The organism is Thermanaerosceptrum fracticalcis (genome assembly GCF_000746025.2).
Taxonomy (GTDB): Bacteria; Bacillota; Peptococcia; order DRI-13; family DRI-13; genus Thermanaerosceptrum; species Thermanaerosceptrum fracticalcis.
In genome coordinates, this window is sequence record NZ_CP045798.1 from 2,620,289 (window position 1) to 2,636,118 (window position 15,830).

Annotated in this window: 16 protein-coding genes; 2 read left to right on the plus strand and 14 right to left on the minus strand. The window is 39.3% G+C overall.

Annotated features, from left to right (window positions below; genetic code table 11):
* Positions 1 to 14: 14 nt before the first annotated feature.
* From BR63_RS13315 to BR63_RS13380, 14 genes are all read right to left on the minus strand, one after another.
* A complete protein-coding gene (locus tag BR63_RS13315; protein WP_034425439.1) occupies positions 15 to 1,517 on the minus strand; it encodes a tripartite tricarboxylate transporter permease in 1,503 nt (500 codons plus the stop codon).
* Positions 1,518 to 1,531: 14 nt separating this feature from the next.
* Positions 1,532 to 2,014, minus strand: a complete 483-nt coding sequence (locus tag BR63_RS13320; RefSeq protein WP_034425441.1) for a tripartite tricarboxylate transporter TctB family protein — start codon at positions 2,012 to 2,014, stop codon at positions 1,532 to 1,534.
* Positions 2,015 to 2,068: 54 nt separating this feature from the next.
* Positions 2,069 to 2,797 carry a GntR family transcriptional regulator gene (locus BR63_RS13325; protein WP_034425442.1) on the minus strand — a complete coding sequence of 243 codons (729 nt, stop codon included), beginning with the start codon at positions 2,795 to 2,797 and terminating at the stop codon, positions 2,069 to 2,071.
* Positions 2,798 to 2,831: 34 nt separating this feature from the next.
* A complete protein-coding gene (locus tag BR63_RS13330; RefSeq protein ID WP_034425444.1) occupies positions 2,832 to 4,664 on the minus strand; it encodes an aldehyde ferredoxin oxidoreductase family protein in 1,833 nt (610 codons plus the stop codon).
* Complete coding sequence (locus BR63_RS13335; protein WP_034425446.1) at positions 4,648 to 5,115, minus strand: 4Fe-4S dicluster domain-containing protein; 468 nt, start codon at positions 5,113 to 5,115, stop codon at positions 4,648 to 4,650. The genes BR63_RS13330 and BR63_RS13335 overlap by 17 nt, the downstream gene beginning before the upstream one ends.
* A gap of 23 nt (positions 5,116 to 5,138) precedes the next feature.
* On the minus strand, positions 5,139 to 5,426 hold the full coding sequence (locus BR63_RS13340) for a MoaD/ThiS family protein (RefSeq protein WP_034425450.1): 288 nt from the start codon (positions 5,424 to 5,426) through the stop codon (positions 5,139 to 5,141).
* A gap of 76 nt (positions 5,427 to 5,502) precedes the next feature.
* Positions 5,503 to 6,231, minus strand: coding sequence for an N-acyl homoserine lactonase family protein (locus BR63_RS13345; protein WP_034425451.1), 729 nt, complete (start codon positions 6,229 to 6,231; stop codon positions 5,503 to 5,505).
* 104 nt (positions 6,232 to 6,335) lie between these two features.
* Entirely contained in the window at positions 6,336 to 7,508 is a 1,173-nt protein-coding gene (locus BR63_RS13350) for a CaiB/BaiF CoA transferase family protein (protein WP_034425453.1), read from the minus strand.
* Between the two features lie 445 nt (positions 7,509 to 7,953).
* Positions 7,954 to 8,526, minus strand: coding sequence for a 2-oxoacid:acceptor oxidoreductase family protein (locus BR63_RS13355; RefSeq protein ID WP_034425455.1), 573 nt, complete (start codon positions 8,524 to 8,526; stop codon positions 7,954 to 7,956).
* A 16-nt stretch (positions 8,527 to 8,542) separates the two neighbouring features.
* On the minus strand, positions 8,543 to 8,749 hold the full coding sequence (locus tag BR63_RS20015; RefSeq protein WP_207724725.1) for a 4Fe-4S binding protein: 207 nt from the start codon (positions 8,747 to 8,749) through the stop codon (positions 8,543 to 8,545).
* A 30-nt stretch (positions 8,750 to 8,779) separates the two neighbouring features.
* The gene (locus BR63_RS13365; protein WP_034425456.1) at positions 8,780 to 9,595 is read right to left on the minus strand and encodes a thiamine pyrophosphate-dependent enzyme; all 816 of its coding nucleotides are present in this window, start codon (positions 9,593 to 9,595) and stop codon (positions 8,780 to 8,782) included.
* A gap of 3 nt (positions 9,596 to 9,598) precedes the next feature.
* The gene (locus BR63_RS13370; protein ID WP_034425458.1) at positions 9,599 to 10,750 is read right to left on the minus strand and encodes a 2-oxoacid:acceptor oxidoreductase subunit alpha; all 1,152 of its coding nucleotides are present in this window, start codon (positions 10,748 to 10,750) and stop codon (positions 9,599 to 9,601) included.
* 116 nt (positions 10,751 to 10,866) lie between these two features.
* Positions 10,867 to 12,024 carry an iron-containing alcohol dehydrogenase gene (locus BR63_RS13375; RefSeq protein ID WP_161781904.1) on the minus strand — a complete coding sequence of 386 codons (1,158 nt, stop codon included), beginning with the start codon at positions 12,022 to 12,024 and terminating at the stop codon, positions 10,867 to 10,869.
* 13 nt (positions 12,025 to 12,037) lie between these two features.
* Positions 12,038 to 13,192: a mandelate racemase/muconate lactonizing enzyme family protein gene (locus BR63_RS13380; RefSeq protein WP_051966226.1), complete on the minus strand. Its 1,155-nt coding sequence runs from the start codon at positions 13,190 to 13,192 to the stop codon at positions 12,038 to 12,040.
* Between the two features lie 303 nt (positions 13,193 to 13,495).
* Between BR63_RS13380 and BR63_RS13385 the strand changes: the two genes are divergently transcribed.
* Complete coding sequence (locus BR63_RS13385) at positions 13,496 to 14,755, plus strand: IS110 family RNA-guided transposase (protein ID WP_187142874.1); 1,260 nt, start codon at positions 13,496 to 13,498, stop codon at positions 14,753 to 14,755.
* Between the two features lie 445 nt (positions 14,756 to 15,200).
* Entirely contained in the window at positions 15,201 to 15,827 is a 627-nt protein-coding gene (locus tag BR63_RS19585) for a hypothetical protein (RefSeq protein ID WP_243269988.1), read from the plus strand.
* The last annotated feature ends 3 nt before the right edge of the window (positions 15,828 to 15,830 follow it).

The window sequence follows — 15,830 nt, forward strand, 5'->3', positions numbered from 1 at the left end:
GATAAAGGTACATTTTAGGAATTTAAGTCACCCTTAATTCTTCTCATCTTCTTACCCCCAATGAAAGGCCAGATTATAAGGAATATGCTTAATATTAAAAATATTGCCGCTAAAGGTCTGCTAAAGAACAATGAAAAATTACCTTTTACCATTAGGAGCCCTTGGCGCAGATTTTCCTCAAACATTGGTCCTAATACAAGACCAATGATTAAAGGCGAAGTTGCAAAATCTAACTTTTTAAGAACCAGTCCTATTATTCCGAATAGTAGCATAATACCTATGTCAAACGTACTGTTGTTAAGACTATAAGCGCCGATTATCATAATGCTTGTTATGATAGGCATTAAAATTCTTGGTGGCGTCTTAATCAGTGAAGCAAAAATCCCTACAAAAGGCAAATTTAGAAACAGAAGCATTACATTACCAATATACATACTTCCGATCACAGCCCAAAATAAGTCCGCGTGTTGAGTGATAAAAAGTGGTCCAGGATTAATGCCATGAATCATTAGCCCACTTAAAAGCATAGCCGCAGGTGGTGCAAAAGGAAGTCCCAGGGCAAATAAAGGAACTAGAGTTCCAGTTGAAGCAGCATTATTTGCGGATTCGGGACCTGCAACCCCTTCAATTGCTCCATTACCAAATTCTTCGGGATATTTGGATATACTCTTTTCAACTTTGTAGGAAGCCATAGATGAGAGAACGGCTGCAGGACCAGGTAAAAGCCCTATAGGAAATCCAATAATAGTTCCCCGTAAAATTGGTAGAATAGATTTCTTTATCTCCTGTTTTGTGGGATATAATTCCCTAAACTTTACTTTCATCACGTCAATGGCTTGGGATGGTTCCCCTGCCATTAATAACACTTCAGACAGTCCGAAAAGTCCCATAAGTACTGGAACAAGGTCAATTCCTTCTAACATTGAGGGAGTTAAAACAAATCGAGTATAACCGCTTAATGAATCCATACCGATAGTGCCTATCATCATGCCTATAATTGTCATCAAACTGGCTTTGATGAACGACTTGCCAGTTAAGTTATTAAGGGTGAGTAGGCCCAGCAGTGTTATAGCAAAGTATTCTGGTGGTGCAAACAACAAGGCAAATCTAGCCAGGCTTGGTGCGAAAAGCATTAAAGCTAAAACGGCAAGGGTTCCGGCAACCCATGAACCAAGCGCAGACACTGCTAATGCAGCCCCACCTCTTCCCTTACGCGACAATTGATAACCATCAAAACAGGTGACCATAGAAGCTGCTTCTCCAGGCATATTGAGAAGAATTGAGGTGGTGGACCCTCCATACATTGCTCCATAATAAATACCGGCTAACATTATAATACTGGCTTCAGTGGGTAACCCAAAGGTTAATGGTAAAAGTAAAGCCATGGCCGATGTGGGTCCCAGCCCTGGCAACACGCCAGTAACTGTACCGAGAAAAGCCCCTAAAAAACAAGCCATAATATTTTGTGGTATGAGAGCAACTGATAATCCATGTAGTAAACCAGACAAAACATCCAAAAGCACCCCCCCTTTCAAATCACTAAACGCATCAACCCTTCAGGTAAAGGAATACTAAAGAATTTAACAAAAATGAAGTGTAGGCATGATGCACACACAATACCCATTATTACCGGAATAATCCAACCTTGTTGTCCACAAATCCGGGCCAATACTATTGTTAAAAAAAATACTGTCAGTATGGCACCCAAAATCTTAAAGGTAAGAATGGATATAGTTAGTATCATAATATATTGAATAATTCGTTTTATGTTGTCTTGTTGTAGTCTTTCTTGATAGGAATCTTGATTTACCTTCTCATGTTTTGAACTTTTAAACCCATTAATCGTTACTCCAACAGCTAATAATGTTCCTATTAAGCCTAGAATAATTGGGAAAAAACCTGGTCCAGGTTTTGATACAGTACCGGTTGGGATAGAAAGCGAAGTGAAAAGATAAATCAAGCAAATAAGCAACAGTGCAAGGGCAAACCACTTTTCGCTTTTTGCACTATCCATTTTTCAATCCCCCATAAAATTTTGTATTATCTCACAAATTAAACATAAACTTCGCTACTGGCTTTCTAAGCAAAAATCTATATAGTTTAATGTTTTAAGTAAATCGTTACTAATTTTTAAACCTTCCTGTTCAACATATACTTCTATAGCTCTTTTTCCTGCAGATAAAATATGTTTTTCTGCTGCTCGCTTACAAGACAGCACATCACCTTTAATAATAAAATTCAATAGACTTTCATGTTCTTCGATTGAGATCCTCCTTGGCAAATTTTCCTTTAAAGTCCTGGAGCGAAAGATTGCCATTTTGGTATCAAGGGGTTCATAAAACTCTCCCAGTATTTGCATTTCAGAAGAATAAATTATAAGTCTGTGAAACTCTCTATTCAATTTTTGGAGTGCTACATAATCATTTTTGCTAGAAGCAGTAATACTATCTTTAATAATTTCCTCTAATTTATTGGTTATTGTATTCTTATTTACCTTAACTGCAACTATAGATGCAGCTGTACTTTCAAGAGAAGCACGTAATACATAGACTTGAGCTATATCCTCCAGAGTAGGAGTGTAAACGGATACGGACCCATTATCATATAGGAGTAACCCTTCTCGGCACAAAATTCTTGCTGCTTCTCTTACCGGTGTGCGACTAATCCCTAACCATTCAGCCAACTGTTGATCTGTTAATCTCTGACCGGACTTTAGATTACCTTCAGTTATGTCTTTCTTTAGTTGATTATAGGCCTGTAAATATAAGGGTTCAGCCCTAATTATTTTACTTTCCAAGTTCGATCCTCCTTCATCACAAGATCACCTCAGTTTAATTAATGCCTAACGTCCTCATTTTAGCTTCTGTTGGAATACCAGTTTTTAAATCCCAACCTCTTAAACTATAAAACTCATCTAACATTACATTTAGTTCTTCCATTTTCATATACATACCTTTACTAGGGCCATCTGGAATTGGCTCTCTCATAAATCTAGGTGGTAAAATATCGTCTTTACGGGTAATTCCTTCCCTGCAATTAAACATCCTTTCTAAGGTATATATTCTATCCGCTATCATATTTAATTCTTCCAGGTCAAGATCAAATCCAGTCAATATGTTAATTACTTCCACATATTTTTCTGATAAGTATGGTCCAAAGTATGGTTCGGAATGTCGGCGACATAAAATAAGGCTATCACCTATAGTACACATCCTTTCACTCTTCATAACATGTTCCGATTTGCCTTCTATAACTTGTCTATCTAATTTTCCTGATCTTTCGACCTCCGGCCTAATATCCTGGTGACTACCACCCCTGGTAGCAACAGCGTAACCCAACCCCATCCCTTTTAAACCGCGAGCAGTATGTCCCGCCAATTCTAAGCCTTTTACATGTATTGCAAAATCCTCGCTACCCTTCCCAATTATACGACTAGCAATTCTAGTTCCCTCTGCTAATACATCGCCTATACCATCTCTATAGGCAATCTTTTTAATCATATCTAGTAATATTTCGTGCTTTCCAAAAGTTACTTCCAAACCATCAGTGTCTCTTGATGTAAGAATACCTTTTTCGAAACACTCCATTACCCAGGCTATTACTAAACCGGTACTCATTGTATCAATACCCAATTCATCCGATAACCTATCTGCAGCAATTATAGAATCTGGGTTATTGTTTTCTAAAACAGAACCGTAGGAATACAATGTCTCATACTCTGGTCCCCTAGAGATTGTACCACTATATTCTCCCTCATTCGCTTTAAAGAAGATAGCGGATCGTGCCATGCAACTAGCGCACGATTTATGACCAACGCGCAGGCCGCGTTTTAATAGGTTATTGCCGCTGATCATCCAGGCATCATCAAATACTTCCCTTTGCCAGTTCCTTGTTCCCAAAATACCTAAAGAGTTATTACCATCAATAGAGCCCGTACTGCCAAACAGCGGTACGTTTTTACCTAAACCAGGATGTTTTTTCATTTCTTCAAATGCTTTTTGTACATATTCCAGCACTCGGGCGGGTTGAGCTACATAAATATCCCTGTCACCCCTAATAGCAATAGCTTTAAGCTTTTTAGAACCAAAGACCGCCCCTAATCCACCTCTGCCAGCAGCTCTAGTATCAGAGATTATTGAAGCATACTTAACCAGATTTTCACCAGCTGGCCCTATACAGGCAACTTGAAATTCGGTGTTTTGAAGCCTTTCTTTTATTTTTTGTTGTGTTTTAGAAGTTTCCAACCCCCATAAGTCTTGGGCATCACAAAAATTTACAGTATCATTTTCAATTACTAAAAATTTCGGTTTGCTTAGTTTACCACTTATTAAAATAGCGTCATAGCCAGCATTTTTGATCTCTGTTGCAAAATGACCACCCATATAACTATCAATAAATAATCCAGTCAGCGGGGATTTGGTCATAAATGCAGTCATTGCTGCCCCAGGCATTATAGTGCCATTTGCTGGTCCAACAGCAATTACTACAGAATTTTCTTCGCTTAATGGATCAGTTTCAGGTTTAATTGCGTCATAAAGTAACTTGACCCCGAAACCGTTTCCACCCAAAAATTTCCTAACAAAGGTAGGGGTTATATTTTCAATTTCAGTTGTTTCGTTCGATAAATTAATTTTTAATACTTTATAATTATATCCGCTGTACATTATAAACACCTCTTTCTCTGTTTACGGATCCTATTCTATTTTCTTCATTGTAAACAATCGCTTGTGGAACACAGTATTTAACACACTGAGGGTCTCCCCCGCACAAATCACATTTTAAAGGAATATTATAATCACTATGTATGTAGATAGCTCCGAATGGGCAAACCTCTGCGCATAACCCACATCCAATACATTTATTTTCGTTGATTTTCAGACCTCCTGAATTACTATCAATAAAAAACGCATTTTCGGGGCAAACTTCTGAACACTTCGGTTTTTTACATTGTCTGCAAACTACTGGCTTAATCTTTTCGCCTAGCTCACCTTCAATAACAATCCTAATTGCAGCTTTTCTCCTATTAAATCTATCTCCCAATTTATTATACGAACACACAGATTCGCAAATCTTACAGCCACTGCACTTTTCTTTATCGACAAGTATCCTTTTCATTTTACCCTACCTCCCAATTCTCTCTACCCACCTAGAGCAGGGGGTAAAAATATAATCTCATCGTTCTCATTCAAGCAATATGTGAATTTATCCAAATCACTGATAATCCTACCGTTAACAGCCAATGCCATCTGAGACCATATTTCATTTTTTTCATAATCAATCAACTGGCCAGTTAGCTCTCTGCCGTAAATCATTTCCATTTCTCTTACTAAATCCAATAGAGTGGTTTTTTCGGGTAATTCCAAGTATTTATAGGTAACGCCGGCCAATTCTCTATAGAGACAGTGAAAAATCACCTTAACTTGCAATTTCTATCGTTCCTTTACTTAATATTAAAAAGGTTTGCTACCTATACTATGTCGAAATTAATACTTTTCTGTTTATTTAAAACATACGAAATACTTCCCAATCATGACCAGGCAAAATGTCTGCATTTATCTTTTTCATTTTAGCGAAAGAATTATAACAATGCTCTAAACTATAAAAAATGCCTGGAGGAGTTTGATTATCCCAATTTTCCCTGATGTTTATTAAATCACCGGTAATAAGATATTTTTTTTGTGGTGTAGTTACCAGAATTCCTTGTGAACCCGGAGAGTGTCCCGGTAATAGTACCACCTCTAATCCTTCGTCTATGTGACAATCACCATTTACTGTTTCTATTCTTTCAAAATAATTAATAAAAAATGGCTTTTTGCCTTCAATATTCATTTCATAATGCTTTCGATCAGGAGGTAAGGGATCTACTGAATACTTTAACTCTTCGCTTTGCACTACAATCTTGGCGTTTGGTAATTTTAATGCGCCGTAGGCATGATCCCAGTGGAGATGCGTTAATAAACAAAGTTTTATATCTTCAGGTTTTACACCAATCTCTTCCAGCGCAAATTCTAATCTTTGGTTTTTTGATTTTTTTAAGGGATTATGGTATTTTGTTCCCCAATTCTCATCATCAGATGGACCTGTATCAACTAATACACAGTTTCCATTGGAATTGGTTAAAAGCCAACCAATACACGGAACTTCTAATCTTTCTCCGGCACCCTTACCAAAAGTTAAACCACTCTTATACACAGTTAGAGTTCCGAGGTTTAAAGGTTTAATACCCCACATTTCAGTCTTACCTCCTGACACCGGGAATTATTATTACATAAACATTATTATCAATCTGAAGTTCCAAATATATATTTACAGAATACTCCACATCCCAGAATGAGTTAAATTACTCCGTTATTTTTAAGATTCAAGATCTCGTCTTCGTCATATCCACATTCCCTTAATACTTCAATTGTATTCTCTCCTAATTCCGGTGCCCTATTATATAACTTAAATGGCGTACCCGAAAGTTTGATTGGATTTCCTATTTGTTTGTAGTTGCCACTTTTTTCATCATCCATATCTATTAACATTTGTCTTTCAATTATCTGGGGATCAGTTAGTACTTCATCAATGTTGTTGACAGGGCTTACACATGTATCAGAATCTTTAAATAAAGTAAGCCATTCACTAAGCGTTTTCTTTGCAAATGCACCTCGTAAAATATCAAATACTACTTGATTCTTCTCTTCAATATTTAAGTCATTTGCTATTTCGGGGTGTCCAATCAAATTACAAAGGTTTACCCAAAAATTCTTATTAAGCGCTGCAACAGCTAAATAGCGATCGTCTTTTGTTTTATATATGTTATAATTGGGAAGTGTCCCAGTCAGTCGGGTTTCGCCACGCAGCGGAACCTTGCCGGAGCCAAGGTAAAAACTGGTATCACTAGGTAACATAGAGATAACAGAATCTAGCATCGAGATATCAATGTATTGTCCTAAACCTGTTTTTTGTCTGCTATAAAGAGCCAAAAGAATTCCATTCACGGCCATCATGGCACTTGCCATATCCGCAATTTGCATACCTGGAATAAAGGGGCTTCCGTTTTGCTTACCAGTTAGACTAAGTACACCTGAATAAGCCATAATATTTAGGTCTTGAGCAGGTACCATTCTATTTGGTCCTGTTTGTCCAAAACCCGTAATTGAACAGTAAACTATTTGAGGGTTAATTTCTTTTACTGTGTTATAATCTATACCTAAACGACTGGTTACTCCTGGACGACAATTTTCAATTATCACATCTGCCGTTCTTACTAATCTGTAAAAAACCTTTTTCCCTTCTTCACTTTTTAAATTCAGAGTCATGCTTTTTTTGTTGCGATTTAATATCAGATGCCTGTACCCTACGCCGTTTAATAAGGGGGGTAAGTCTCTATTAAAATCTCCTTGATCAGGTTGCTCAATTTTTATTACTTCAGCACCAAAATCAGCTAACATCATAGTACTAAATGGTCCTGGTACAAATAGTGATAAATCCAGAACTTTTATACCTTCTAATGGTGGAGCCAAAAGTAATCACTCCTTTATGCAAACAAATTCTTTTCTCAGAAATCCTTTGGTTAATTACCATAAAATAAATTAGGTAGGAAGAGTGTAAGTTGAGGTACATAGATCAAGTCCAAAATTATGTGTAAAATTCCTCAGTTAGAGTAACCCGAACACCGCCGCATAGATTGTCCAGCTCGCCAGTTGCCAGTCAAGGGTAAAGGCTACGCCTCCACTTCGTGGACCCTTGACAGTCACCTGGCTTAGCTGGAATTGGTCATTAAGCAGTGTTTAAGGATGAATATATGCGACAATGTTTTTGTTAAAACTTTGTTTTTGCTCTTTCTTTATAAACATATAATCCTAGTAAATGAATCTAGATGTAAAAGTTCTTCCCGCCAAAAGGCTATATTTTTCAGGGAGATTTTCAATATTTATGTTTTCGCTTTTCATATTTACACGTATTAATTTATCCATTCAAACAATCACTTCCATGTAAAATATTTTTTCCATACTGGTATCCCTTATCAATTGCTGTTAAATTTAGTTCCAACACTTTTTGTTTATTTTCTAATTTTTGTCTGACAGCAGATTTAATACCATCCAGGCTAATAAGATTTGTTATTGAACTTACAGCCCCCAGGATAACCATGTTGGCTGCTGCAACATTCCCAAGTTCTTTTTCTGCTATATCTGTAGCTGGTATTTTATAAACATTCTTGAATTTTTCCGAAACATTTTCTACTAAAGAACTATCAATAATTAAAATAGTATTTTCATCTTCTAATTCTCCCAGATACTTTTCTTTAGCAGGCTGAGACATAAGCACCATAACATCAGGCTTTATAGATTTTCCATAATCTATTTTTTCATCACTTAATATAACTTCCGTGCGACATGCTCCTCCTCTTGCAGATGGGCCGTAAGATTGGGATTGGGCGACCTCCTTGTCATCATAAATCCCTGCAGCGGTCGCTGCTATAATACCCATAAACACTATGCCCTGGCCTCCAAATCCTGCCGCTACAATCTCTTTTCTCATCTGAACATTCTCTCCTTTATCCCATAACCTCTATAGCCATATCCGGACAAGTATATTCACACTGCCTGCACATAGTACAACTGTCGTTATTAGTTACCTCAGGAATTAAATAACCCTGCTTACCCCTTTTAGTAGATATTTGTAAAACTTTTTTGGGGCACACATCTATACAAAGCCTACAGCCCTTACATAGATTCTCATATATTTTTATATTTTTCGACACACTACCACCTCCTCAGTTACAGAAAAAGACCTACTTCGTTTGAAGATTCTTAATTTTATCATATATTTGTTGAGCAAATTCAGGTTTTCTTGTTTCATAAAAATCACCGATAATGTATTTGCCTTGCTTTTCTTCTTCAGTAAGGTTAGCAGCATCATTAATGGAAATACAATTACTCTTTAGATTATTCATAAGCTTAACCGGATCACCGGTGCCTCTTATATACCTTCCCGCCTGGGTAGGACATAAGCTGATAGCATCAATTAATGCAAAACCAGGATGTTCAATTCCCTTTTTAATCGCCCTTAATAACTGTCGTGGCTGAGCAACTGTCCAGCGTGAAACATATGTTGCTCCGGAAGCCTTGGCTAAATCACAGGCATCAATCTTTTGTTCTATGTTTCCATAAGGGGAGGTCATAGTTGTTGCTCCTACTGGAGTCGTGGGTGCAACTTGTCCCCCTGTCATCCCGTAAATCTCATTATTGACTAAAATTACTGTTAAATCTATATTACGCCGGGCTGCATGCATAAAGTGGTTACCACCAATTGCTAAAGCATCTCCGTCACCCATAAAAACTATAACTTTTCGTGATGGATTGGTAAGTTTAAGTCCGGTTGCAACAGGCAATGCTCTGCCGTGCAGCACTTTGATAAAATCCACATTTAAGTACGAACCTATCCAACTGCTGCAACCAATTGCGCCAACCGTTGCAACATCATCAATAATGCCCAACTCATCTATAGCTCTAGCTGTCATTTGTAGGATGATACCATCCCCACAACCAGGACAAAACATAAATGGAAACAAATCAGTTCTAAATAGTTTTTTTGCTAGAGTATGCATAACTTATTCACCACCCATTATTATACTAAGAATTTCGGAAGGATTATGGTACTGTCCACCGAGCTTAGGTAAAGATACAACCTGACAATACCCCTGGTTAACTCTCTCAATCTCAAGTACAACCTGTCCCGCATTCATCTCCGGAACTATTACTCTTTTCGCTTGCATTAAGTATTTTTTAATTCTTTCCTGAGGAAATGGCCATAAAGTTTTCAGTTTTACGTTTCCAACTTTATATCCCTTTTCTCTGGCAGTTTTGACGGCATTTAAACTAGCCCTTGCAACAGAACCGTAAGAAATAACAATTATTTCCGCATCGTCAATAAAGGTTTCTTCCAACTCCGCTATATCATCAACATTCTTTTCGATTTTATCAATTAACCTATTATTCAGGTCAGACGCAATTTTTGCATTTCTACTATTGCTAACATCAATTACTTTAAAACCATTTTCATCATGGGGCGTTGATAAAATACTTAATTTGTAACCCTCATTAAAGGCCGGCATTGCCATTGGAACACCGTTAGCATCCGGTTTATAAATCACGAACGCTTCGGGAGGACAGTCAGGCTTTTTTCTCTCAACCAATTCAATTTCTTCTTTAGCTGGTATAACCACACGTTCTCTGGTGTGAGCCACTACTTCATCGGTTAAAATAAATACAGGCGTACGATATTTTTCTGCTAAATTAAATGCCCTAATTGTCAAATCAAACATTTCCTGTGCATTAGATGGGGCTAGGGCAATGATAGAATAATCACCGTTTGATCCGTATTTTGCCTGAAACACATCTCCCTGCGAAGGTGCCGTTGCTGCACCTGAACTTGGGCCACAACGCATTACGTTCACAAATACACAGGGAGTTTCCATTACAACTGCGCAACCCAAGCTTTCCGTCATTAAACATATTCCTGGCCCACTGGTAGCTGTCATAGGTTTGGAGCCTCCCCAAGACGCACCAACTAGTGCCATTGCTGAGGCAATTTCATCTTCCATTTGTATGAATACCCCACCGACTTTGGGAAGTTCATTTGCCATTATTTCAGCTATCTCCGTTGAAGGGGTTATAGGATAGCCCGCAAAAAATCTACAACCCGCTAATAGAGCAGCTTCAGCGCAAGCCTCATTTCCCTGTAAAATTTTATTTTGAGCCATTGAGTATCTCAACTCCTTTTCGTTCCCTCAGTATAACTACATAATTGTAGTAAATTTAGCTATGTTATTTAAAAGCAGACTATTACATTTGTAACTTTATTTACGGTATCCCCGTTTTAAAAAGCTTCTTCTAGTATAGAGACCAGATCTACTTCCGTTGTTTTACGCGGATTTGGGGCAACATTAGTAATTGCAACCTTAACCATGTCATTAAAGCTCTCTTTTGTAACGTTAAGTTCACTAAGTTTAACAGGTATGTTTAGTTCCCTTAGCAATTCATATATTTCCCGAACAACCTTTTGCCCTATTTCCTTCTCATTTAATCCTTCAGTTTTTAAATCCATAGCCCTAGCAATTTCTACAAACTTCTGAGGTTGTGCCATAGCATTGAATTTCAAGACATATGGAAAAACTACCGAGCAAGCAAGACCGTGCGCCATATCATAACTTCCACCCAAAACTCTTCCTAAAGCATGGGCATTACCAGTCCCGGTATTACTGATCCCAAGTCCCGCAAGCATGCTCCCTATTAACATGTTTCCCGCAGCTTCAGTATTTGAAGGTTCAGCATAGAATGGCCTGATATACTTACTTAACAATTCAATGGCTTTTAAGTTAAAGTAGTCACTAAATGCAGTTGCTCTTCTGGAAAGAAAACTCTCGATTGCGTGTATTAATGCATCCATAGCACTAAACGCAGCAATATGCTGGGGTAATGTTTTCAATAATTCCGGGTCGAGAACGGCCAAATGGGGAATTATTTTAGGCGATCGAACTGACATCTTAATATGTTTCTCTGTATCTGTAATTGCGGCGTTAGCGGTAACTTCACTACCTGTGCCGGCAGTAGTAGGTATTGCAATGATTGGTATTGGTTCGTTCTTTACTTTACCGCTTCCGTCATAGTCTTTGACCCGGCCAGGATTGGTCATTAAGAACCCAACACATTTGGCTGTATCTAAAGAACTACCTCCTCCAATACCAATAACAGCATCTACGTTAAGCTCTTTAGCAAATTCAGCAGCTTTTTCACAAGTTGTATCTCTAGGGTTTGGTTCAACTTCAGAAAAAACTTCAAATTTGATGTTTTCTTGATTTAACGTTGTTACTAAATTTTCATGTAATTTTACTTTTAAAACACCGGGGTCTGTTACAATTAAAACATTTTTAATACCCATTGCAGATAATTCTTTTCCTATGTTTTTTACTATACCGGCTTTAAACCTTATATTCAATCGAGCATCAAAACTAAAACCATTATCTACTGTAAACAAGAACGTCAACCCCTTATACTCTATATTTTTCAATTATGTCCTCGTTAATTTCCAATCCTATCCCAGGTTTGTTGTCCAATTCAATATAACCATTTTCAAATGACTTGATGGGCAGCGGAGTTAAATCCCACCTCAGTGGATTCCTTTGATCTTTAGACCAGTCGCTTTGCATATGTTCAAAAATAAAGCAATCCTTAAATGCAGCTGCCAAATGTAAGGATACTGCTATACATACTGCAGACGAACTACCTGTATGAACTAAATAAGGTACATTGAAAGAACTACTAAGACCATGGATTTTTAGACACTCCGTTACCCCACCGGCTCTACAAACATTCGGCTGAATAATGTCGACCTTGCCTCTCACAATTAATTCTTTCAGTCCATATCTGAGGAAATGCGCCTCACCAGCAGCAATAGGAATATCCAGGGAGTCTGACAACATCCTATAACCTTCATAGTCAGCCGGTGAGATCGGCTCTTCGAACCATCTAATGTTGTACTTTTCCAACTCTTTACCGATCTTTAATGCAGTTTTGACATCATATCCGCAGTTGGCATCAACCATAAGTGTTATATCATCTCCAACATGCTCTCTCACTGCTGCAACTGCCATCACATCCGTTTTATAACCCTGACCTATTTTAATTTTCATTGCAGTAAAGCCCTGATCAACAAATTTCTGGGCTGTTTCCAACATGGTTTCCATACCTCTAAATCTAATGGAAGATGCATAAGCCCAAATTTTGGGATTACTGTTCCCACCAATCAATTTGTACAGTGGAAGACTTAGCGTTTTTCCTTTAATATCCCACAATGCTACGTCAATGCCACTTATGGCTTCGATATAAAATCCTTGATAATGCCCCCTGTTCATCATCGTACCAAACATCAATTCCCATATTAATTCAGTGTCCATAGGGTCTTTGCCAATAAGTAAAGGTTTTATGTATTCCACAATATCTCTTGTAGATGTGGGAGAGAGCCTAACCATACACTCTCCATAGCCCGTAATACCTTCATCCGTCGATATTTTTACTAAGGTAGTACGATACTCTTTAAATACTACTTTTTCTAACTCATCTGCGTAGGGAATACTAATAGGTGCCTTAATAGGATTCTTCATAGGCACCACCAGGGTAACGGCTTCCACGTTCACGATTTTCATAAAAACCTCCATCTCGCGCCGCCGGTGCGGGCGACACAAATAGTAATGAAAACAGGTGCACACCCACCCTGATTACAGTACAATCTGTCTGAGGAGAAGGCACACTACAAAGCACGGTGAGGCGAGTTGCAGACTGCCTCTTGGCTTAAATCAGTATAAAAACCAGTGTAAGGATCGCCTTACAAGCACAAATAAGTGGTGCCATGAGGCCGCACGCTAATCATTGTTTTAACTCAGCGTTAAATGTGCGGCGATCCAGTCACTGTCTTCTCCCTCACAATTTCATTGCAAGGAGGGAGAATTCTGAGAATCGTTTATCCCATCTGTTGTGGCGTCGATGTACACAAGACATTTCTCGTCGCTACGCTCATCACAACGCAGGGTATCGTTCCGAGTTACAAAAAAAAGCGTTTTTCTACCTTTAACAAATCCATTCTGGCGTTTAAGCAGTGGCTGATTGACAACAACTGCTTTGACGTTTGCATGGAGAGCACCGGGAAGTATTATGTTCCCATATACAATTTGCTGGAGGACAGCATCCGGGTTACCGTCGCCAACCCCAAGTGGGTTGCTGCTGTTAAGGGCAACAAGGATGATGTCAAGGATTCCAAGTGGATCGGCGATCTTTTTCGCCTCGGTCTGGTTCCCGGTAGCTTTATCCCGTCCAAGAACATCCGCATTTTGCGGGAGTATACGCGATACCGCTTCAAGCTCGTTTCCTGTAAATCCAGCGAAAAGAACCGCTTTCAGAACGCTTTCACCGTTTGCAATGTCGCCCTTGATGCTGTCGTTTCCGACATGTTTGGCAAATCTGCCTCTTCCATCACGGACTACCTTGTAAACTCGGATTCTTTCGATCCAAAACATTGCGTTTCCTTGCTGCAACGCTCCTTGAAGAAGAAAGCCGACGAGGTCATCGAATCTATTGAGGGTTTTCAAATGTCTGCGGAACAGAAGACACGCATCCGTTTCGTCCGCAAACACTTGGATTTCGTGGAGCAGCTCATTGCCGACCTCGACCAAACCATCGCCCGGTTGGCTGCACCCTTGGAAAGCGCCATTGCCCTACTGTGTACCATTCCCGGAGTTGACCGTAACATAGCCATTACGATCCTCTCCGAAATTGGTACGGATATGTCTCAGTTCTCATCCTCGAAACGCTTATGCTGCTGGGGGGGACTAACGCCCGGCAACAATCAATCCGCAGGCAAAAAGAAGTCCGTTCGCATTACGAGGGCCGGGGTTTATCTCAAGCCCACGCTCGTGCAAGCAGCCCATGCCGCTGTAAAATCGAATTCTTCCGCTTACTACCGTATCAAATATGAGCGGATATCCAAGCGCCGAGGGAAGAAACGAGCCATAATCGCCATTGCCAGAATGATACTTACAGCCACTTATCATATGCTCCAATCAGGTGAAGTCTTCAATCCTTGTGACCTCTACCATGTTGATATGCCGGTGGAGCTTCGCAATAAGCAAAAGGAGAAAGCTTTGAGGCAAGCTGCTAAACTCTTGGTTGCCCATGGTATCGTAAACCCCGAACATATCACGCTGCCTGCTTAATCTTTCTGCGCTCTGCTTCCGTTAGGGCTTGTTTGCTATACCCTTTTTTAAGCTCAGGGGTCTTCGACGCTTGTCGAGAATGTTTTCACGCTATACCTCCTTATTTATAATCTATAGCATGGTCCTTGCAGCATGCCGCATTCTGCATGTTGTATTCTCCATCTTATGGCAAATTCCTCTTTTATGATTTAAATTTTTTTATTTTTTTATTAACCTAACAAGAGTTACGCAGTTGTTGGAAATATATGGTAGATAATAGCTCCAAAAATATTTTTTAAAAGACCCTGATTTTCGAAAAAGGCCTTGACATTTTTGGAAAGCCCCCATAATCGCAAGGGATGGTGTTTTTTACCATCACTCTAGCGATATAGGTGATCTTGATGAAAGAACTTTGTAAACCGACTTTCGAGAAAAAAGATCACGGTCGAGGTGCCGGGGTGACGGTGTGACGGTACTCAAGACAATCTGGGATTTGTTTGATCTGTCCCTTTTATTTTCACAATCAGGAATCCGTAAACACTCTGGGATTTCAGCATGGCTTCTGGCTTTTGCTTACACCTGTGGCCTGGTTCCTCACGGGAAAAAAATCCCCTTTCTCTGCTGGCTCTTTGACAGTTCTGAAAAACGCCATGTCTGGTGTATGAACCTTGAATCGACACTTGCTGTTTTAAAAAATGGGCTGGAATATCCCATGTTATGGCGCTTTGGGGTTAAAACCGACCGGGAGAATGAAAAACAGACTAAGCTCGACCTTGCCAGAGAGATGCTCTCGGAGGTACGTCAACTGAACAACGCCAGACTCTGGGTCGCCATGGATCGCTGGTTTCTGTGCAAAAAGTTCCTACTCTGGCTTATGGCTCAGGGTTTTGACTGGGTTACCAAGGCCAAAGGCAACACGATTCTGTATCGGAAAATCTACGACCCTGTGTTACATAAGGAACATTACATTAAGCTTAATCCAAAGCAGTTACTAAAAGATGTCTATCCCAGGATTCGGGCCCTTGGCAAAGGCTCTGTCCTCAGTATCCCGAACATTTACCTCAAGGTGCCTTACGAGACAGGTGCCTTATGAAAC